The following is a 21277-nucleotide window of genomic DNA, read 5'->3' on the forward strand; positions in this document are numbered from 1 at the left end:
GACAATCCCCCTCTCAGTTTTTATGCTGTAGTTACAGCGACTCGCTCAGGCTTCTGGCAAAGCGCTCCAGCCGATCCGGGCTCAGCAACAGCGGCAGGAATAACGGGCCGCTGGCGGGCGGGTCCGCCAGCCAGCGATCCAGGGTGTCGGTGTAGTCAAGCAGCCGCTGCTGATGCTTCTGCAGGGTGTCAGCGGGCAGGCTGTTGGCGCCGTAATGGTCGAGCCACAGCACGTCGGTCACCGCGGCGGCCACGTGGGAGAACATCTGGCTGTAGATCTCCGCGCTGCGCCAGGCGGCGAGCAGGATCGCCAGGGTGTCGTCCGGGCAGGTAATACGCGGCATCAGCTCACGCAGGTTGTGCAGCGTGCGTGATGCGAGGAAGCAGGCGGCCTCTTTCTCCAGCGCCATCCGCTCCCGCTGCTCTTTGCCCAGCGTAGGATCGTCAGTAGGCATCAGCGGCTGCCAGGCGTGCATCCAGTTGGCGCTGCGGGTATCCATATGCAGCAGCTGTTGCGCCTGGGCGATGCTCTCCGGGATCTGGCTCTGATAGTGCAGCCGTCGCCCGAGGAGATTCGGCGTTTTACACAGCCAGTCATAGCTGGCGTGGACGATAGCCGAGAGTTGATGCTTGTCCTGCAGAGAGCGAAAGCCGAGCTGATGGTGCGCCGCCCAGCGATCGAAGGTGGCGGGCAGCGCCGCATCGGCGGCCTGGTTGGCGGCGGTGAGGCCGAACAGGTTGATGGCGTTGGCGGAGTCCATCACCCGGCTGTCGGGCAGCCACTGCCAGCTCACGCGGGAGGTGATGGCTTCGATTTCGTTTTCGGCGGCGCTGAGCGCCCAGCTTAAGCGGCCGCTGATCTCATCGCCCAGATAGCACGGCAGCGCGGTCCAGCCGTAGCCAGTGCCGAAGAGGTCATACTCAATCCACTTTTTATGCCCCGGCAGGGTGGCGATGTGCGGGTGGTTGGCAAAGCCGGGGTGGTAGTCCAGCTCGGTGGCTTTTACCGAGGCGCGCACGTCGTCCGGCAGCGTCGCCAGAATGTTCGCGAGCTGCTGGCGCGGCCAGCTGTTATCAATGAAGTCGCGCAGGATCAGCTTTTTGCCCCGGGCGCGCAGCAGGCTCCAGACATCATGCAGGCTTTGCTGCCAGCGGGTGGTCTGAAAGTCCGGCGTCGTCAGGCTGAGAATAAGCCCGCTGAGATGGGGCAAGGCGTGTAATAGCGGATGCAATATGGCGGCATAAAAATGGTGCCAGAAATCCGGCGCGCTTTTTTCGTCGAACGTCAGTTCAGGAAATTTACGCTTAATAATGTCGTCATTGGGCGCGGCCTCCCCCTGAAGCCAGAACGACAGGTTATTTTCCGCCAGATAACGATCGACGCGGGTTAAATATTGCAGGGCGTAATTTTGCTGATGAATAAGGTTCTCGACGTTGAGTTTTTGACTTAACGGCGAGGGCGTCGCAAGTACTGAAAGCAGTTCCTGTTGGTGCAGGATGATCCCAGTGAAACCGTGCTGTTTCGCGCTTTTTACCCCCTGAATAAACCAGGGCCAGTGCCAGATAAAAGTGCTGTTCAGCTCCATCAACTGATGTGGAATACGTTTCATTGATTCACCTTGCTGATATTTATTTTCTCATCTTAATCGAGGATGCCATGAAAAAATATGCTCTGGTCGGAACCGGCGGTCGTGCGGGTTTATATATTTCCGCCATTGGCGGTGCCTGGCGGGAAAATGCCAGAATGGTCGCGTTTTGCGATACCAACACCACGCGGATGCACTACGCTAATCAGCTATTAAAAAACGAAGGGGCTGAGCCGGTTTCCACCTGGCAGGCGGCGCAGTTTGAGGAGATGATCCGCGAAACGCGTCCTGATGTCGTCATCGTCACCACCATGGATCGTACCCATGACGACTACATCGTTCGCGCCCTGCACGCCGGCTGCGATGTGATCACCGAAAAGCCGATGACCATCGATGAACAGCGCGCCCTGCGCATTCTCGACGCCATCGAAGAGACCGGCCGCAGCGTGCGGGTGGCCTTTAACTACCGCTACGCCCCGCACCACAGCAAGGTGCGCGAGCTGCTGATGCAGGGGACGATCGGCACCGTCACCTCGGTACACTTCGAGTGGCTGCTCAACACCGAACACGGCGCGGACTACTTCCGCCGCTGGCATCGGGAAAAACGCAACAGCGGCGGCCTGCTGGTGCACAAATCCACCCACCACTTCGATCTGATGAACTTCTGGCTCGGCAGCTACCCGGAGCGGGTTTACGCTGAAGGCAGCCTGCAGTTCTATGGCCGGGAGAACGCCGAGAAGCGCGGCGTGACGCACTTCTACCCGCGCGCCCACGGCTTTGCCGGGGCGAAAGCGGATCCCTTTGCCCTGCAGATGGCGGATAACGCCCAGCTGAAAGCGCTCTATCTCGACGCCGAGCATGAAGATAACTACTTCCGCGATCAGAGCGTGTTCAGCGACGGCATCACCATCGAAGACACGATGTCGGTACTGGTGAAGTACCAGAACCAGGTCCAGCTCACCTACTCCCTCAACGCCTACCTGCCGTGGGAAGGGCTGAACGTGGTCTTTAACGGCACCGAAGGCCGGCTGGAGATGAAGATCGTCGAGAAGTCCTACGTCAACGCCGGGGGCGAGCGGGAAAACGAGGGCAGCCTCGAACAGTGCGATCTCACCGTCTTCCCGATGTTTGCCGAACCCTGGAAAGCGACGTTCAGCCTCGGCGAAGGGGGCCACGGCGGCGGCGACAACGCCATGCTGGCGGATCTGTTTGGTGCGCCGGGTCACGACCCGCTGCAGCGCGCGGCTGACCATCGGGCCGGGGCGATGTCGATCCTCACCGGCATTGCGGGCAATATTTCCATGCAGCAGCAGCGTCCGGTCAACTTTAAGGAGTTTGAGCTGGTTTCCCGTCTGACGAAACGCTAAGGGTGCTGGACCGTTATTCACCTGCTTAATAATAAAAGTCCCGGAGAAAAATAATGAATAAACTCCTGTCAGGTGTCATCGCATCGCTGTTATTTTCCTGTACCTCTGCCTGGGCGCAGCCCGTTGAATTACGCATGTCGTGGTGGGGTGGCAACAGCCGCCACCAGGCCACGCTGAAGGCGCTGGAAGCCTTCGAAAAAGCGCATCCGGAGATCAAAGTGAAGGCCGAATACACCGGCTGGGACGGGCATCTTTCACGCCTGACCACCCAGATGGCAAGCGGCACCGAGCCGGATGTGATGCAGACCAACTGGCCGTGGCTGATCATCTTTTCCAAAAACGGCGAAGGCTATTACGATCTCGACAAGCTCAAAGCGGAACTCGATTTAAGCCAGTACCAGCCGCAGGATCTGCAATCCACCACCATCAAAGGCAAGCTTAACGGCCTGCCGATCTCGGTCAACGCCCCGGTCTTTTACTACAACGACGTCACCTGGCAGAAAGCCGGGCTGGCGTACCCGAAAACCTGGGACGACTTTTTTGCCGCCGGGAAAACCTTCCAGCAAAAGCTCGGCAATAACTACTATCCCTACGCGATGGTCGATCAGGACGTCATCCTGCTGCTCAATGCGTACATGATGCAGAAGCACCAGAAGCCGATGTTCAACAGTGACGGTAGCTTCGCCTGGAACGATGCCCAGTGGGAGGAGGCCTTCAGCTTTGTGAAGCGCCTGAGCGACGATCGCGTTCTCCCGTCGCCAAAGACCCTCTCCTCCTACGGCAAAGGCAATCTCTATGAGATGAAGCCGTGGATTAACGGCGAATGGGGCGGTCTGTTCACCTGGAACATCACCATCCGCATGTTTGCCAACAACATGACGCCGCCGGCGAAGCTGGTGCTGGGGGACTACGTGATGCAGCCCGGGACGGAGGAATCAGGGGTGTACTTCAAAACGGCGCAGATGCTGTCGGTGGCGAAATCCACGAAGCATCCGAAAGAGGCGGCGATACTGGTGAACTACCTGCTTAACGATCCGCAGTCGGTGGACGCTCTGGGGCTGGAGCGCGGCATTCCGCTCAACAAGGCGGCGGAAACGCAGTTAACGGCGAAAGGGGTGATTGACCCGCAGGATCCGGTGATTGCCGGGTTGCGTCAGGCGCAGGCGCTGCACACCACCGTCGTCGCCACGCCTTATATTGAGGATTTGCAGGTGATCGACCAGTTCACCTCGGCGCGAGAAAAACTGGAGATGGGCCAGGCCCCCGCCCAGGTCGCGGCGGATTTCCGGCAGAAAGTGGAGCGGATTGTGCGACGTTTGAACCGTTAGCATTCATTGCCGGGTGGCGCTGCTGTATGACCGGATACACAGGTGACAGATCAGACCGGGAACACAGGTAACACTTTTCTAGTCTATCCGGATCACACTCTGGGTTTTCCGGTCATAGTACGCAAGCGTTATTCCATTGAAGATGATGGCCTCAAGGCCATCATCCTGTTCTTCCAGCATGATATGTTCCCCGATGAGCGCCTCACTCAGGAACACACTCTTTCCTGTATGTATCACCCCTTTCGACATCACCCGGTACAGCCGGGCGCCTTCCGGCCAGACGTACTCAGGTACATTTCCGTTCCATCTTCGGCATGAAGGCTGCCACACCACTCCCGGCGTCGAACCGTTCAGTGCTTCATGCGGTCTTTCGTGGTTGAACTCTTCCCTGTAGTCACTGAACCACTGTTGCTGCTCCTCCATCGTCATGAAGGTGTTGCCATGCGTCAGCGCGCTTTTCAGGGAACGGTGCATGCGCTCGTGCCGCCCGTTTTCCTCCGGATGACCCAGCCGGATACGTTCCGGCCTGACGCCCAGCTTTATCAGCCAGACCGCAAGACGGCTTAACCCGGCGATACCTGTCCCCGCGAAGGGCTGACCGTTGTCGGTTCTGAGCACCTCCGGGAGCCCGTACTCCAGGAACGCATCAGTCAGGCACTGTCTGACGAAGGGCTCGCTCTCCCGGTCCGTTCCCCGGCAGCTCAGCAGATACCGGCTGTGGTTATCGGTCAGGGTGAAGGGGTGGCAGTATTCCCTGCTCAGCAGCCTGAACCTGCCCTTAAAGTCCGCGCTCCAGACCTGATTGTTCTCACTGATGGCGGTCAGGGGCTGACGGTTGCCCGGCGTCCGGCGTTTTCGCTTTTTATCCGGAACCAGGCCCTCGCGTTTAAGGATATCGCCGATGGTACTGGCGGCAGGCACGGTAAAACCGACATGATGATTGAGGCACCACATCCGCAGTTTTTTGGGCCCCCAGTCAGGGTGCTTTTGCCGCAGGGCCGTCAGGTAAGCCGCGATACCGTCCGGAACGGACCGGGAGTGCGAGTGCGGGGCACGGGAGCGGTCAGAGAGGGATGAGAGGTCATCCGGGTCGAAGCGTTGAAGCCATTTATAGCCGGTCTTGCGGCTGATGCCGAAGAGCCGACAGAGGGCGGAAAAGGAGTCCGTGCCTGCGTGGCAGGCACGGATAAAATCAAGGCGTTGCATGGGTCGGGTCTCAGTCCAGGGCATAGCGAGTCTCCTCTTCTATGCCAGTTATAACTGTTACCCATGTATCCGGTCTAAAGTGTTACCCATGTATCCGGTTCATACCCTGCGCTTACCCGGCCTACAGAACCGTAGGCCCGTGCAAGCGCAGCGCCGCCGGGCAAAAATCAGAACATCAACCAGCCCACCAGCGGGGCCACCAGCACCATTACCACGCCGGAGAGCATCATCACCAGGCTGGCGACCACGCCCTCCTGCTGGCCCAGCTCATAGGAGCGAGCGGTGCCGGCGCCATGGGAGGCCGCGCCAAACCCGGCCCCTTTCGCCATCCCTTCGCGGATCGAGAGCCGTAAAAACAGCATGTCCCCCACCGCCATGCCAAACACCCCGGTCACCACCACGAACAGCGCCACCAGATCCGGCTGTCCGCCGAGCGGTTTTGCCGCGGCCAGCGCAAACGGCGTGGTGACGGAGCGCACCGCCAGGCTGCGCTGGATCTCATCCGACAGCGTAAACAGCCGCGCCAGCCAGACCGAGCTGGTGACGGCCACCACCGTGGCGGTGATCACCCCGGCGGAGAGCGACATCCAGTGACGTTTGATCACCGCGAGGTTGTCATACACCGGTACCGCAAAGGCGATGGTCGCCGGGCCGAGCAGCCACAGTAGCCAGTGCGCTTCGCCGATATAGTTCTGCCAGGAGATATGGCCCCATACCAGCATCATCACCAGCAGAATCGGGGTGAAGACCAGCGGCATCAGGGGCAGTTTACGAAAGCGGCGATACAGGCGCTTGTTGGCGAAGTAGATAATCAGGGTCACCACCAGGCAGAGGACGCTGACCTGAAAGTTAGTCATGTTTCTGCCTGCTGATTTCATAGCGATAGACTTTATCCACCACCCACGCGGTAGCGCCCAGCACCATCAGCGTGCTCAGGGCGATCACCGCAAAGATACGCCAGCCGTCCACCATCAGCAGCTGGACATAATTAACCACCGCCACCACCGCTGGCACAAAAAAGAGCAGCATCTCCGCCAGCAGCCAGCGCGAGCCGGCCCGCACCCAATTCAGGGGGATAACGCGGCAGAGGATCAGGCTGAACATCAGCACCATCCCGACCAGATTGGCCGGCAGCGGCAGATGGAGCCAGCTAACAAGGTATTCAGCGAAGACAAAAAGACCCGCGTAAAGCAGTACCTGAACCGGTACCTGGAGTCGTTGCACGACGGCAGGCGTAACGCGACCTAACGCCACGGTCATGGGGGATTTCCTCAAAATGAGATGGAGAGCCAGTATAGTCAGCGCCCGTAATTGACTGAAATGAATTAAAATCATCAAAGGTATAGTTTCGAGGAATAGTCATGGACATACGCACGCTGCGTTACTTTGTCGAAGTCGTCCGCCAGCAGAGTTTCACCCGCGCCGCGGAGAAGCTTTTTGTCACTCAACCCACCATCAGCAAAATGCTGAAAAACCTCGAAGATGAACTGAACTGTACCCTGCTGATCCGCGACGGTCGCAAGCTGCTGTTAACCGACACTGGCCGGGTGGTGTTTGAGCGCGGGCTGGCGATCCTCGCCGAGTTTCGCCAGCTGGAGGCCGAGCTGGGCGACATCAACCACCTCAATAAGGGAGTATTGCGCCTCGGTATTCCGCCGATGGTAGGGATGATGATGGCCGGGCCCATCGGCCTGTTTCGCCAGCGCTATCCCGGCGTGGAGCTGAAAATTTCTGAATTTGGCGGGTTAACCGTCCAGCAGGCGGTGATCAACGGTGAGCTGGATCTGGCGATGACCGCCCTGCCGGTGGAGGAGGATAGCGGCCTGACGGCCCTGCCGCTGTTCAGCCACCCGCTGTGCGTGCTGGTGCCGCGCTCCGGCAACTGGTTGACGCTCGACGCCATCAATCCGGAGCTGCTGGCCGAGCATCCTCTGCTGATCTACAACGAAGATTTCGCCCTCAGCCGCCAGCTGATGCAGCTCTTCAGCCAGCATGGGGTTAAGCCTCGCATCGCGGTGCGCAGCGGGCAGTGGGACTTTCTGGCGGCGATGGTGCAGGCGGGCGTGGGGATTGCGATATTGCCGCAGCCTATCTGCGAGCGACTGGATAAAAACACGCTGCGCTGGATACCGCTGCAGAGCGACCTGCACTGGCAGTTGGGGATGATCTGGCGGGAAGGGGTCTATTTGTCGAACAGCGCCCAGGCGTGGCTGAAATGCTGTGAAGGGTTTTGGGTGCCGAGGTAAACGCAAAACGATAACCACCAGGTTACCGTTTTTAGTGTTTGCACCCTCTCCCTGTGGGAGAGGGCCGGGGTGAGGGCATCAGACCGCACACACCCTACTGCTTCTCTATCAACAACGCTTCCATCAGATCGAGATCGTGCAGCAGCTTCTGCAGCGTCTCGTTGCTGATCTCCCGGGTAGCGCGCAGGTGATACAGCTCCGCGCGTTCAGAGCGCAGCGCAGCCAGACGGAAGCGGCGCTCGAGGTTCTCTTCCATCAGCGAGCTTTCCACGTCATTGCGGCCATCCGCGCGGCGGCGCAGGTTACCAATCACCCGCGAACTCACCTCTTTCAGCAGCTGGTTATCGATGTTCTCTTCGGTGTCCGCGGCCAGACGCTCCTCCATCTTCTGGATGGCGACAATGGCGACTTCAGCGGTTGCCGCCCGGGCAATACGTGCCTCTTTATGCTGCTGAACGTGATCGCCCACCTCCATATGCTGCAGCAGGATCGGCAGCATCACCACGCCAACAAACAGTGAGAACAGGATCACCCCTGCCGCCAGGAACACCAGCTCGTAGCGGGCCGGGAAGACGTCGCCGGTCGGCAGCAGCAGTGGAATGGAGAGCACACCGGCGAGGGTAATCGCCCCACGTACCCCGGCGAAGGTTGAAATCAGCAGTTCACGCGTGGTCCAGGAGCCAAACTCCATCGGTTTCTTTTTCAGGAAACGCATGCTGAAGTTTTTCATCGTCCACAGCCAGCCGAAACGCACCAGCATCAGCGCGGCGTAAATCAGCACGATGTCGGTAAACAGCATCCAGGTTTCGACATTCGGGTCAGCCTCGGCCGCCACCAGCGAGGACTCGAGGATCCCCGGCAGCTGCAGGCCCAACAGCAGGAACACCATGCCGTTAAAGACAAACTCCAGCATCGACCAGGTGCTGTTGGCACGCAGGCGCATCGCCAGCGGCGCACGGCGCATAACCCCGGCGCGGGTGATGGTCATCCCGGCCGCTACCGCCGCCAGAATGCCCGACACGCCAAGGTGTTCCGCAATCAGGTAAGAGGCGAACGGCAGCAGGAACAGCAGCACGATCTGCGTGGCAGGCTCGTCGCCACCCCAGCGGCTGAGGAAGCGCAGCGAGCGACCGTACAGCCAGCTCACCACGAAGCCGGCAATGATGCCGCCAATCGCCACCTTAAAGAATTCAACGGACGCCCCGCCGATGGTGAAGACCATGGTGCCCATCGCCACGGCGACGGCAAATTTCAGCGCCACCAGGCCGGAAGCGTCGTTCATCAGCGCCTCGCCCTGCAGGATGCCCATGATTTTCTTCGGAATGCGTCCTTCACCGACGATCCCGGACAGCGCCACGGCATCGGTGGGTGACAGCACTGCTGCCAGCGCAAAGGCCGGTATCAGCGGGATCCCCGGCACCACCCAGTAGATGAGAAAACCAATCCCCACCACGGTGACAACGACCAGCGCCAGCGCCAGACCGAAGATCTCGCGCCCATGCTCGAGAAACTCCCGCGTCGGCGTTTTCCAGCCGTCGGCAAACAGCAGAGGTGGGATAAACAGCACCAGAAACAGTTCGGGATCAAACTCGACATGCAATCCGAACGTCGGCCACGCCAGCAGAGCACCGATGGCGATCTGCATCAGCGGCAGCGGTAACTGGAAGGGCAGTACGCGGGTGACTACCCCGGAGAGGGAGACCAAAAGGGTCATGATGAGTATTGTGAAGAAGATTTCCATGCGTTCCCTGTTTGCGAGATTTCTGTACGTTTACATCACTGGCATCTTGCCACAGTGTATCTCCCCCAGAGTAACGCATAAGGCAACAAGATGTGTTCCGAAAATAAAAACGGGCGGCCTGAGCCACCCGTCTTTTTGCGCAGTTGACAGCTTAGATAGCCCAGCCGCCCGCGTAGAACGCCACCAGCGCCACGGCAATCACCACCGTACCGATGTTCAGCTTACGCCATTCACCGGAGACAACGCGCCCGATCACCAGCGAAGCGAAACCGATCATGATGCCGGTAACAATGTTACAGGTCAGAACGATGAACACCGCAGTGATAAGACCGGCCATCGCGTCAACGAAGTCGGCAAAATCAATTTTCGCCACGTTGCTCAGCATCAGCAGGCCAACGTACATCAGCGCAGGGGCGGTGGCGTACGCCGGCACCAGATAGGAGAGCGGAGCGAGGAACAGGATCAGCAGGAACAGCACGCCGATGGTAATCGCCGTCAGACCGGTTTTACCGCCAGCCGCCGTACCCGCCGCAGATTCGATATACACGGCTGCCGGCGCGGCACCCACTAAACCCGAGAAGACGCTGCTCAGGGAGTCGGTGGTCAGCGCTTTGCCGCCATCGATAATCTGACCGTCTTTATCCAGCAGGTTCGCCTGGCCCGCCACCGCGCGGATGGTGCCGGTAGCGTCGAAGACCGCGGTCATCACCAGCGCCAGCACGCTTGGCAGCACCACCGGGTTCAGCGCGCCCATGATATCCAGGCTGCCAATCAGGGAGTTGCCGTTTTCATCGCTCAGGGATGGCATGGCGAACACGCCGGAGAAGTGCACCGCCGGATCGAAAATCAGACCCACAACCGAGACGCCAATGATGGTCAGCAGGATGCCGCCCGGCACTTTCAGTTTTTCCAGACCGATGATCACCGCCAGGCCAATCAGCGACATGATCACCGGGAAGCTGGCGAAATTACCCAGCGCAACCGGCAGACCGTCCAGTGGGTTTTTGATCACCAGGCCAACACCGTTGGCAGCAATCAGCAGCAGGAACAGGCCGATACCGATCCCGGTGCCGTGCGCAACGCCCTGCGGCAGGTTGCGGAGGATCCAGCTACGGATGCCGGTGGCAGAGATAATGGTAAACAGCACACCCATCAGGAACACGGCACCCAGGGCAACCGGGACACTGATCTGCTGACCCAGCACCAGGCTGAACGCGGTAAAGGCGGTCAGCGAGATGGCGCAGCCGATCGCCAGCGGCAGGTTGGCCCACAGACCCATCACGATGGAGCCTACGCCAGCAACCAGACAGGTGGCGACAAAGACCGCCGCCGGTGGGAAACCGGCTTTGCCCAGCATGCCCGGGACCACGATTACCGAGTAGACCATCGCCAGGAAGGTCGTCAGACCGGCAACGATCTCCTGACGCACGGTACTGCCACGGGCAGAAATTTTGAACATGGCGTCGAGTGAACCGCCGGTACGCGCAGATGGCGTAGACATAGAAAACATCCCCTGAAAATTATTATCGTCGTCGGTCAGCGTGATGGACACTCCACGACCAGCGAAACGTCTTATCCCTGTGCTGCGTTTATGACAAAGAGGGGCGTCATAAAAAAAGCAAACGTTTAGCTTCGCGCTGACAAAACGGGTGTTGAATTAAAGGCAAACGATTATCCGGCTTAAACATGGGCGTTTTCAACTTAACTTTGCCGTTTTTCGCTAATTTGCATGCGGGGTGGTGAAGAAGTAGACAGAGTATGCGCAAACGTTATCGTGAATGCGCAATTTGATAACATTTTCAGGACGCGCCAGGGATTTCAAACGGACCGCCCTGCTGGATCGCCCGCTGCCAGGCCGGACGCATTTCGACGTTTTTCTTCCACGTCTGCAGGTGAGGGAGATCGTCGATGCCGCCCCGCTCCAGCAGGGCAAACACCGGAAAACTCATCTGCACATCCGCCATGCTGAGATTCTCCCCGGCAAACCAGCGGTGATCCTTCAGCCAGGATTCCAGAAAACGGGCGTGGGTTTCCAGCTGGCGGTTGAGGTACGCCTTCTGCACCCCCTGCCCCAGCACTTTGCCCAGCGAGCGCAGGCCAAACGGGATCGGCGGTTTACCAAGGCTGGAGAAAACCAGCTTCATTAACAGGAGCGGCATCAGGGAGCCTTCCGCGTAATGGAGCCAGAAACGGTAGTGCAGTTTCATCTCGCTATCCTGCGGCTTAAGCTGCGAACCGGGATCGTAGGTCTCCTGCAGATATTCGAGGATCGCGCCCGATTCTGCCAGGATCAGGCCGTTATCCTCCAGCACCGGGGATTTACCCAGCGGGTGGACTTTGCGCAACGCGGCGGGTGCCATCATGGTTTTATCCCGCTGATAACGTTCAATCTGATAAGGCAGAGCGAGCTCTTCCAGCGCCCAGAGCACGCGCTGGGATCGGGACTGGTTGAGGTGGTGGACCTTAATCATGATTATCTCCAGTTGGGCTTGTCCACTAACTATAGAAAATTGCACAACCTGGCGAAAAAATTTTGCCGAGATTTTGCGCTGTGGCGCTGGCAAACCCGGGCTCCCGGCCTAGACTTAAATTGTCAGCACAAACCGGAACCTCCAAAGCATGCTCGACTGAGGGGTGTTGATGTCGGGGGAAACCCTCCTGTAAACCAGCGGGATAGAGAGAAAGACAAAGACCGGGAATAAACTAAAGCGCTCAGTTGTGGCGCTTTAGTTTTTACTGCGTCGGGCTAATCCTCTTCCAGCAACCGCGCGCCAGTGCCCTGCTCGCCCAGCCTATCGCCAGGGTTTCGCAGCGGGCAGTCGCTGCGCGACAGACATCCACAGCCAATGCAGCCGTCCAGCTCGTCCCGCAGCGCCTCCAGGGTATGAATGCGCCGCTCCAGCTCGTCGCGCCACTGGGAAGAGAGTGCCTTCCACTCCTTCGCGCTCAGGGTATGTCCCTCCGGCAGAATACCTAACGCTTCGCCAATAGTGGCCAGTGGGATGCCGATGCGTTGAGCAATCTTAATGATCGCCACGTAGCGCAGTACGTCGCGGGTATATCGCCGCTGGTTGCCGGTGTTGCGGATGCTCTTAATTAACCCTTTGCTTTCATAGAAATGCAGTGCTGACACCGCCACGCCGCTGCGCCTTGCCACCTCGCCCGGCGTCAGCAGCGCTTTAATCCGCGGTAATTTCTTTTCCATAAAACCTCTTTACCTCAAGTTAACTTGAGGAATTATACTCGCCCGCAGACAAAACGACGAATTAACCGATACAGGTGTAACCAGAAAGAGGCTGCTCTATGTCGCATCAACAAATTATTCAGACACTTATTGAATGGATGGATGACCATATCGATCAACCCTTGAGTATCGATGTGGTGGCAAAAAAGTCGGGTTACTCGAAGTGGTACTTGCAGAGAATGTTCCGCGCCGTTATGCATCAGACGCTGGGCGAGTACATTCGTCAACGCAGATTATTGTTGGCGGCTCAGGCGTTACGCACCACCCAGCGCCCTATTTTTGATATCGCCATGGACCTGGGCTATGTCTCCCAGCAGACGTTTTCCCGCGTATTCCGCCGCGAGTTTGATCGCACCCCCAGCGACTATCGTCATCAGCTGAATTAGTGGCTGTGGGCAAGTGATGGCGTGACTGGCTGTTGCTGCCAGGTCATGAAATCCTGCGGCGACATGGCCTTCGCGAAGTGCCAGCCCTGACAATACTGCACGCCGCGCTTGTTTAACCAGGTGACCTGTTCCGGTGTTTCCACCCCTTCGGCGATGGTTTTTAAGCGCAGGCTTTGGGCCATTTCAATAATGTGCTCGACGATCAGGTGGCTGGTGCTGTTGGTGGTCAGCGTGTCGATAAAGGATTTATCGATTTTCAGGATATCGACGTTCAGCGAGTAGAGGTTGTGCAGGTTGGAATAACCGGTACCGAAATCATCGATCGCCACTTCATATCCCGCCTGACGAAACGCCTGAATCACCGGCGTCGTTTTCGGCACGTCGATAAACCCGCGCTCGGTCACTTCGATTTTGATTTGCTGGGCCCGGACGTTGTAGTGGCGGGCTTTATCGCTGATCATCGCAATCAGGCGTGAAGAGTGGAAGTCCGTGGCCGACAGGTTAATGGAGATATAGATATGCGGGTTGCAGGCCAGGAAAGGGCCCAGATCGCTGAAGACTTCTTCCACCACGTAGTCAGTGATGCGCTCGCTCATGCCCTCTTCTTCTGCCAGCGGGATAAATTCTACCGGGCTCATCACCGGGCCGTTAAAACCTGGCCATCGCAATAGCGCCTCCGCCCCGACACAAACATTGCTTTTAATATCGATAATCGGCTGGTAGTGCAGGCAAAGCTGTCTTTTATTTAATGCCCGATGCAATAAGCGACCCGGAGAGTTAAATTCGCGTCGCGTTCTCGACCACATCAGTAAAATAATAATGCTGCTGATCATCCCCAGCGGCAGGGTTAATGTCGCCTGATGATAAAGCACTTCATAAAAACGCTGGTTAGTGGTGGAGACAATGGCGGCAATCGGGCGCTTGTCTGAACGAACAATAGTATAAAAACGGCCTTCATTCTGGAATGCGAGATTGTTCTCGCCAATCAGCGCTTTTAATTCTTTTTGATTAGCCTGTTCACTAACGGAAAAGAAGGCATTGGTCACTGTATCAAATACGCCCCACGCCAGAGAGCGATCCGAAGACATTACTTCGCTATAGGTCAGAGGATTAACGACCACCACATAATGACCTAACTGCATATAGATCATTTTATATCCCTCATAAAAGGGCGTGTCGCGGTAATAATAGATAGAGACGTCTGGCTGGCGTTGGTAATTGGCGGCGGAAATCGTATAGGGATCCGCGGGGGTGCTCGTCGTTGAGCAAAGAAATTGGCGGCCATCCGCATACAATAGATCGGCAATGTAGAGCCGACCGCGGACGATATTTAACATATATTGCCGGTGTGCTGGCGTGCAAATATCGCCCGAATACTGTTCTGCAGAATGACGAGCCAGCTCAACCTGCTGAATGACCAGTTCAGTTTTATCTAAAGCGAGTTCCGCAAAGGATCGAAGCTGGCTGCTTGTTTCGTTAACCGCGCGTTGCTGGGCAAACCATAGCGCAAGCATCACAGGTAGCAAAACTACCATGATAACCCCGACTATCCTCAGCACCTTGTCCCGTGCGCTACGATTCATTTCCGCCCTATATCCCTGCTTTTTATGTGCCTGTAATCTTGAAGGCCGGATGCTTTGCTAAACAGGTGATTACGTTGCATGAATCATGCGAAGTTAGCAACTGACTTTTAACACCAATAACCTAATAGTTGGTTATGCCGATAATATTTGTCCGTAAGCCAAACTGAAAGTATTCGTTTCCTGTTTATTAAGGAAAATAATTACCGGTTCTGAAAGCCAGGCTCCCGGATAACTCAACAGAATGTCGTCGATTAAGTCAAACTACCGACAGCGTGAAAAAAGCGCAACTTCATCATGAGATTTTGTGCTATTTATCCCATGATAATGATTAAAGTGATTTATAAATAATCAACCGCGACGATTGTTTTTCCTCTTCCTGCACGCTTGGCATCATAAAGTGCCTTATCTGCGCTAATGAGTAGCGAGGAGGTATCATGCTGTTTGTCGCTCACCTCCACCACTCCCGCGCTGAAGGAGAGAGTCAGCCTCCGGCTGCCGACGTTAAGGGGCGTGATGGACAGCGCCCGGCGCAGCCGGGTGGAGAGCCGCACCGCCGCGTCGCTGCGGGTCTTCGGCAGCAGCAGTAAAAACTCCTCTCCACCTACCCGACCCAGCGCCGAGCCGGGCGGGATCAGCCCCCGCAGGCAGTCGCAGAAGTGCACCAGGGCGGCATCCCCCACCAGGTGACCCCACTGGTCATTAATCTGTTTAAAGAAATCCAGGTCAAACATCAGCACCGAGAAGTGGCTGTCGGCCTCCTGCCGCTGGCTGATCTCCAGGGCAGCGGCAATCTGCTGCAGGATGGCAAAACGATTTAAGCAGCGCGTCAGATCGTCGGTCGTGGCCTTCATCTCCAGCTGCCGCTCCACTTTTTTGCGGGCGGTAATATCGAGCCCGATATTGAGGATCGAGCCGTCCGGCAGGGAGATGTTTGACCACAGGATGGTCAACTGCATCCCGTCCCGGCGCACCGGGTGCCATTCGTACATGTCGTTCAGCGGGGAGGTGTTAACCGACTCGTGGACCCGGCGACGCACCTCCGGGTCAGAATAAAACAGCGCCAGCGGATCGGCATGAGCGTTGATCTCCGCCATCGTCCAGCCAAATACCTTTTCGCATTCAGCATTCCACAATACGCAGCGGCTACTCCGGTCGAAAGAGTTCATCAGCACCGGTGCCCGTTCAAACAGCGTTTTGTACTGGGCGAGCATCCGCTGCATCTCTTTTGCCGTACGCTCACGGGCCACCAGCCCGGTGACAAAATCCTTCAGCTTTTCAACAAGGATAATCACCACCTCTTTCAGCACGGTGAGGGTGCTTTGCGGTTGCGTAAACCCGAGGAAGAAGTAGCCGTGCTGATGCGGGGCCATTTTACACAGCACGCCGCACTGTAACTGGTGATGTCCCGGATGCCCGGGAGGAAATATCAGCGTGCCGGTATTCTCTTTCCAGCCGATTATCTGCCATGAACGGGGATGACGTTGCAATAACTGGCTGGCAATAAACCCATTAATTTCCAGCGGATGGCAGGTTAATTCCCCGGCACTGACAAACTGCGGCTGGCCCGTATCATCCTGCATCATCATCCAGCTGAGCTGGGCGCCAAAGGTATGATTAATCGTCTCCAGCAGAGACGTTAAGGTCGCATGGGATGATAATTTTGGCATTAATTTAGCTAATGCGTGCAGGGCCCGGGTACTGTCATTAATATTTTCTCGATTTACTTGCTTCATTGTTTATTCGTAGCTCATTAACGAGACAGAAATACCGCAACGAATTAATCAGGAATAAAATGATATTCAGCCAGCATACATTAATGTGACTGCCTTACCGGGACGCGTGTGTAAAATTAAAATGATAAAAAATAATAAACAGCAAAAGACGTTCAAGCCTGATTTATTTATTACGAACAGAGTAAGCAACCGCAAGAAGCATAAGCTATAGCTCTGAGGCTGTAAATATTGTACATCGCCATCCGGCCTGTACATGTTTTCTTATCCCGATGAATTCTCAGCAAAGTTGTCATAAATAGACCGCTTAGCAGCCTAAATATATATTTCTGCTCACTAAAACCCTGGTAATAATAGGGTTAAAAAAGGCCATTTTTATGCATTTGCCCAGTGGCGAATAAAAGAACAAACGTGATATAGTTCACATATCTTATGTAACAAGAAACATTGTTTCATTGTTGTGAGTCTGAGCCTGCCGATAGCCAGTTTGCCACAGTGTGTGGGCAACGTCGCGCTATCCCCGGCGGCGGTTATCTTTGAGGATCGTTTTTATGGCAGCTATTACCACTGGCGTTGTGTTTGCACGCTGGGAGTTGTTGAGCGCAGTGCTGATGTTTCTGGCCAGCACGCTGAACATTCAGTTTCGTAAATCAGATTACACGGCGCTGGCGGTGATCAGCACCTGTCTCGGTCTGGCGGCGGCATGCTGGTTCGCCACTGGCCTGCTGGGCATCACCCTGCTGGATGTGGCCGTTATCTGGAACAACGTTAAAGCGGTAATGGTTGAGGCGATGAGCCATACGCCACCAGACTGGCCAATGATGTACACCTAGTGAATATAAAAAAACCCAGACCATGTCTGGGTTTTTTGTGGTTGCGAAACGCAGGTTCTGATTATCAGAACGGGATGTCGTCGTCGAAATCCATTGGCGGTTCGTTAGACTGCGCGGGTGCAGACGGCTGCTGCTGCGGACGAGACTGCGCGCCGCCGCTGAACTGGTTGCCGCCCTGTGGCTGCTGAGGCTGACCCCAACCGCCCTGCTGCTGCTGCTGACCGCCACCTGCTGGTGCGCCACCGCCCTGACGGCCACCCAGCATCTGCATGGTGCCGCCGACGTTTACCACCACTTCGGTGGTGTATTTTTCTGCGCCGGCCTGATCGGTCCATTTGCGGGTACGCAGCTGGCCTTCGATATAGACCTGGGAGCCTTTACGCAGATATTCACCGGCCACTTCGGCCAGTTTGCCAAACAGCACAACGCGGTGCCATTCGGTCTGCTCTTTCATCTCACCGGTCGCTTTATCACGCCAGGATTCGGAAGTAGCCAGCGTAATGTTGGCCACTGCACCACCACTCGGCATATAGCGTACTTCCGGGTCCTGGCCCAGATTACCGACGAGAATCACCTTGTTTACGCCTCTGCTGGCCATGATCGTGTCTCCTGAAAACTTGTCTGAATAGTGTAAGCGCGCGAGTGTACCATTTCCACGTGGTCTTTCGATAGTTTCGAAGCATCTTCCAGAGTTCTCACGAAGGTTACATTGTTGCACAAGTAATCAGAAGATGCATTCCAATACTGTATATCCAGCCAGTTCAATTTGTGTCATAATTAATCGTTTCTGCCGGTTGTCCTTCAAACAAACCAGGCATTCCGTGTATCTACCTACCGGGAAAGGTGAATGGATAAGATAGAAGTTCGGGGCGCCCGCACCCACAATCTCAAGAATATCAACCTCGTCATCCCTCGCGACAAACTGATCGTCGTGACCGGGCTTTCAGGCTCAGGCAAATCCTCCCTGGCTTTCGACACCCTGTATGCCGAAGGTCAGCGTCGTTACGTTGAATCGCTTTCTGCTTATGCGCGTCAGTTCCTGTCGCTGATGGAAAAGCCGGATGTCGACCATATCGAAGGGTTGTCGCCGGCTATCTCTATTGAGCAGAAGTCGACCTCCCATAACCCGCGCTCCACCGTCGGGACTATCACCGAAATCCATGACTACCTGCGTCTGCTGTATGCCCGCGTGGGTGAGCCGCGCTGCCCGGACCATGATGTCCCGCTGGCGGCCCAGACCGTCAGCCAGATGGTGGATAACGTGCTGGCGCAGCCGGAAGGCAAACGCCTGATGCTGCTGGCGCCAATCATTAAAGAGCGTAAAGGCGAGCACACCAAAACGCTGGAAAACCTGGCCAGCCAGGGTTATATCCGCGCCCGTATCGACGGGGAAGTGTGCGATCTCTCCGATCCGCCGAAGCTGGAGCTGCAGAAGAAACACACCATCGAGGTGGTGATCGACCGCTTTAAGGTGCGTGACGATCTGACCCAGCGTCTGGCTGAGTCGTTCGAAACCGCGCTGGATCTCTCCGGCGGTACGGCGGTGGTTGCCGATATGGACGACCCGAAAGCAGACGAGCTGCTCTTCTCTGCCAACTTCGCCTGCCCGATTTGCGGTTATAGCATGCGCGAGCTCGAACCGCGTCTGTTCTCGTTCAACAACCCGGCCGGCGCCTGCCCGACCTGTGACGGACTCGGCGTGCAGCAGTATTTCGATCCTGACCGGGTGATCCAGAACCCGGAGCTGTCCCTGGCTGGCGGCGCGATCCGCGGCTGGGATAAGCGTAACTTCTACTATTTCCAGATGCTGAAGTCGCTGGCTGAACACTATAAGTTCGATGTCGAAGCGCCGTGGGGCAGCCTGAGCCCGACCGTGCACAAGGTGATCCTGTTCGGCTCTGCGAAAGAGAACATTGAGTTCAAATACATGAACGATCGCGGCGATACCTCGGTGCGCCGTCATCCGTTCGAAGGCGTGCTGCACAACATGGAGCGCCGTTACAAAGAGACGGAATCCAGCGCGGTACGTGAAGAGCTGGCGAAGTTCATCAGCAACCGCTCCTGCGCCACCTGTGACGGCACCCGCCTGCGTCGCGAAGCGCGCCACGTGTATGTTGAAAACACGCCGCTGCCGACCATCTCGGACATGAGCATCGGCCATGCGATGGACTTCTTCAATAACCTGAAGCTCTCCGGACAGCGGGCGCAAATCGCCGAGAAAGTGCTGAAAGAGATCGGGGATCGCCTCAAGTTCCTGGTTAACGTCGGCCTGAACTATCTCACCCTTTCCCGCTCGGCTGAGACCCTGTCCGGCGGCGAAGCGCAGCGTATCCGTCTGGCGAGCCAGATCGGCGCGGGCCTCGTGGGGGTGATGTACGTGCTGGATGAGCCGTCTATCGGCCTGCACCAGCGCGACAACGAACGCCTGCTCGGGACGCTGATCCACCTGCGTAACCTCGGCAACACGGTGATTGTGGTTGAGCACGACGAAGACGCCATCCGCGCGGCCGACCACGTGATCGACATCGGCCCGGGGGCTGGTGTCCACGGTGGCCAGGTAGTGGCAGAAGGGCCTCTGGACGCCATTATGGCGGTCCCGGAATCCCTGACCGGCCAGTACATGAGCGGCAAGCGCAAGATTGAAGTCCCGCAACAGCGCGTGCCCGCCAATCCGGAGAAAGTGCTGAAGCTTACCGGTGCTCGCGGCAACAACCTGAAAGACGTGACTCTGACCCTGCCGGTCGGCCTGTTCACCTGCATCACCGGGGTGTCGGGTTCCGGTAAATCAACGCTGATTAACGACACCCTGTTCCCGATTGCTCAGACCCAGCTGAACGGGGCAACCCTGGCTGAACCGGCGCCGTATCGCGAGATCCACGGCCTGGAGCACTTCGACAAGGTGATCGATATCGACCAGAGTCCAATCGGTCGTACGCCGCGTTCCAACCCGGCGACCTATACCGGCGTGTTTACGCCAGTACGTGAACTCTTTGCCGGCGTGCCGGAATCGCGTTCGCGCGGCTATACGCCGGGCCGTTTCAGCTTTAACGTTCGCGGCGGGCGCTGTGAAGCCTGTCAGGGCGATGGGGTGATCAAGGTCGAAATGCACTTCCTGCCGGATATTTATGTGCCGTGCGATCAGTGCAAAGGCAAGCGCTATAACCGCGAAACGCTGGAGATCAAATACAAGGGCAAGACCATCCACGAAGTGCTGGATATGACCATCGAAGAAGCGCGTGAGTTCTTTGATGCCGTTCCGGCGCTGGCGCGTAAGCTCCAGACCCTGATGGATGTTGGTCTGACCTACATTCGTCTGGGCCAGTCGGCGACCACCCTGTCGGGCGGCGAGGCGCAGCGCGTTAAGCTGGCGCGTGAGCTCTCCAAACGCGGCACCGGTCAGACGCTGTACATTCTGGATGAGCCGACCACCGGTCTGCACTTTGCTGATATCCAGCAGTTACTCGACGTGCTGCATCAGCTGCGCGATCAGGGCAACACCATCGTGGTGATTGAGCACAACCTGGACGTGATTAAAACCGCGGACTGGATTGTGGATCTCGGTCCGGAAGGCGGCAGCGGCGGCGGCGAAATCCTGGTTTCCGGTACCCCGGAAACCGTTGCGGAGTGCGAAGCCTCGCACACGGCCCGCTTCCTTAAACCCCTTCTGAACTAGTCAGACTGACAGCTGCTGCCGGGTCATCTCCGGCAGCAGTTCCACCGCCTGCTTGTAAGAGGCATCCACCAGATAGTAAATCTGCGAATCCGGTATCGATCCATCCAGGTAGACCGTGCTCCAGTGCGCCTTATTCAGGTGCTTGCTGGGACGCACGTCGGTATGCTGCTGGCGCAGCAGATCCGCCAGTTCCGGGCTGGTTTTTAGCGCGGCCGCCGGACGTCCTTCCACATCTTTCACCATCGCAAACAGCACGTCTGCGACCTTAATCTGGGTTGCCTTCCAGTCGCTGTGCACGCTTTGCTCCGCACCCGGCTTATTCATGCAGTACTGAAGTATCTCCGAAATTGTCATC

General features: G+C 57.0%; 18 protein-coding genes. 6 read left to right on the forward strand and 12 right to left on the reverse strand.

The features are described 5' to 3' along the window. Positions 1 to 31: 31 nt before the first annotated feature. Complete coding sequence (locus tag LG383_RS17465) at positions 32 to 1609, reverse strand: hypothetical protein (RefSeq protein WP_225759792.1); 1578 nt, start codon at positions 1607 to 1609, stop codon at positions 32 to 34. A gap of 47 nt (positions 1610 to 1656) precedes the next feature. Here LG383_RS17465 and LG383_RS17470 point away from each other — a divergent pair, with 47 nt between their 5' ends. Both LG383_RS17470 and LG383_RS17475 read left to right on the forward strand, forming a co-directional pair. Beyond that, entirely contained in the window at positions 1657 to 2952 is a 1296-nt protein-coding gene (locus LG383_RS17470) for a Gfo/Idh/MocA family protein (protein ID WP_225759793.1), read from the forward strand. Between the two features lie 50 nt (positions 2953 to 3002). Continuing rightward, the gene (locus tag LG383_RS17475; protein WP_370635200.1) at positions 3003 to 4280 is read left to right on the forward strand and encodes an ABC transporter substrate-binding protein; all 1278 of its coding nucleotides are present in this window, start codon (positions 3003 to 3005) and stop codon (positions 4278 to 4280) included. A 78-nt stretch (positions 4281 to 4358) separates the two neighbouring features. Here the strand turns inward: LG383_RS17475 and LG383_RS17480 are convergent, their stop codons facing one another. The 3 genes from LG383_RS17480 to LG383_RS17490 form a co-directional block, all read right to left on the reverse strand. Beyond that, on the reverse strand, positions 4359 to 5510 hold the full coding sequence (locus LG383_RS17480) for an integrase core domain-containing protein (RefSeq protein ID WP_106996121.1): 1152 nt from the start codon (positions 5508 to 5510) through the stop codon (positions 4359 to 4361). A gap of 143 nt (positions 5511 to 5653) precedes the next feature. Then, a complete protein-coding gene (locus tag LG383_RS17485; RefSeq protein WP_106993951.1) occupies positions 5654 to 6343 on the reverse strand; it encodes an LrgB family protein in 690 nt (229 codons plus the stop codon). Beyond that, positions 6336 to 6746: a CidA/LrgA family protein gene (locus LG383_RS17490; protein WP_225759795.1), complete on the reverse strand. Its 411-nt coding sequence runs from the start codon at positions 6744 to 6746 to the stop codon at positions 6336 to 6338. The genes LG383_RS17485 and LG383_RS17490 overlap by 8 nt, the downstream gene beginning before the upstream one ends. A 101-nt stretch (positions 6747 to 6847) precedes the next feature. Between LG383_RS17490 and LG383_RS17495 the strand changes: the two genes are divergently transcribed. Then, positions 6848 to 7732 carry a LysR family transcriptional regulator gene (locus LG383_RS17495; RefSeq protein ID WP_106993949.1) on the forward strand — a complete coding sequence of 295 codons (885 nt, stop codon included), beginning with the start codon at positions 6848 to 6850 and terminating at the stop codon, positions 7730 to 7732. A gap of 94 nt (positions 7733 to 7826) precedes the next feature. Here LG383_RS17495 and LG383_RS17500 read toward each other — a convergent pair whose 3' ends face one another. From LG383_RS17500 to soxR, 4 genes are all read right to left on the reverse strand, one after another. Further along, complete coding sequence (locus LG383_RS17500) at positions 7827 to 9473, reverse strand: Na+/H+ antiporter (RefSeq protein WP_106993948.1); 1647 nt, start codon at positions 9471 to 9473, stop codon at positions 7827 to 7829. Positions 9474 to 9624: 151 nt separating this feature from the next. Further along, on the reverse strand, positions 9625 to 10974 hold the full coding sequence (gene ghxP / locus LG383_RS17505) for a guanine/hypoxanthine transporter GhxP (protein ID WP_106993947.1): 1350 nt from the start codon (positions 10972 to 10974) through the stop codon (positions 9625 to 9627). 298 nt (positions 10975 to 11272) lie between these two features. Continuing rightward, on the reverse strand, positions 11273 to 11944 hold the full coding sequence (locus LG383_RS17510) for a glutathione S-transferase family protein (protein WP_106993946.1): 672 nt from the start codon (positions 11942 to 11944) through the stop codon (positions 11273 to 11275). Positions 11945 to 12219: 275 nt separating this feature from the next. Further along, entirely contained in the window at positions 12220 to 12678 is a 459-nt protein-coding gene (soxR, locus tag LG383_RS17515; RefSeq protein WP_225759796.1) for a redox-sensitive transcriptional activator SoxR, read from the reverse strand. Positions 12679 to 12776: 98 nt separating this feature from the next. On the opposite strand from soxR, the gene soxS reads away from it, so the two are divergent. Further along, positions 12777 to 13103: a superoxide response transcriptional regulator SoxS gene (soxS, locus tag LG383_RS17520; RefSeq protein WP_039031951.1), complete on the forward strand. Its 327-nt coding sequence runs from the start codon at positions 12777 to 12779 to the stop codon at positions 13101 to 13103. Here the strand turns inward: soxS and LG383_RS17525 are convergent. Beyond that, complete coding sequence (locus tag LG383_RS17525) at positions 13100 to 14686, reverse strand: EAL domain-containing protein (protein WP_106993944.1); 1587 nt, start codon at positions 14684 to 14686, stop codon at positions 13100 to 13102. The two genes, soxS and LG383_RS17525, sit on opposite strands and share 4 nt — an antisense overlap. A gap of 338 nt (positions 14687 to 15024) precedes the next feature. Then, positions 15025 to 16419, reverse strand: coding sequence for a GGDEF domain-containing protein (locus tag LG383_RS17530; RefSeq protein WP_370635171.1), 1395 nt, complete (start codon positions 16417 to 16419; stop codon positions 15025 to 15027). Between the two features lie 548 nt (positions 16420 to 16967). Here LG383_RS17530 and LG383_RS17535 point away from each other — a divergent pair. Then, a complete protein-coding gene (locus tag LG383_RS17535) occupies positions 16968 to 17249 on the forward strand; it encodes a YjcB family protein (RefSeq protein WP_106993942.1) in 282 nt (93 codons plus the stop codon). A 64-nt stretch (positions 17250 to 17313) separates the two neighbouring features. Here the strand turns inward: LG383_RS17535 and ssb1 are convergent, their stop codons facing one another. Then, entirely contained in the window at positions 17314 to 17847 is a 534-nt protein-coding gene (gene ssb1 / locus LG383_RS17540; RefSeq protein ID WP_106993941.1) for a single-stranded DNA-binding protein SSB1, read from the reverse strand. A gap of 249 nt (positions 17848 to 18096) precedes the next feature. Between ssb1 and uvrA the strand changes: the two genes are divergently transcribed. Continuing rightward, positions 18097 to 20922, forward strand: coding sequence for an excinuclease ABC subunit UvrA (gene uvrA / locus LG383_RS17545; protein WP_106993940.1), 2826 nt, complete (start codon positions 18097 to 18099; stop codon positions 20920 to 20922). On the opposite strand, the gene LG383_RS17550 is transcribed toward uvrA, so the two are convergent. Continuing rightward, positions 20923 to 21276, reverse strand: a complete 354-nt coding sequence (locus LG383_RS17550; RefSeq protein ID WP_106993939.1) for an MmcQ/YjbR family DNA-binding protein — start codon at positions 21274 to 21276, stop codon at positions 20923 to 20925. Position 21277 lies beyond the last annotated feature (1 nt).

The organism is Leclercia sp. Marseille-Q4284 (assembly GCF_916618945.1).
Classification (GTDB): domain Bacteria; phylum Pseudomonadota; class Gammaproteobacteria; order Enterobacterales; family Enterobacteriaceae; genus Enterobacter; species Enterobacter tamurae.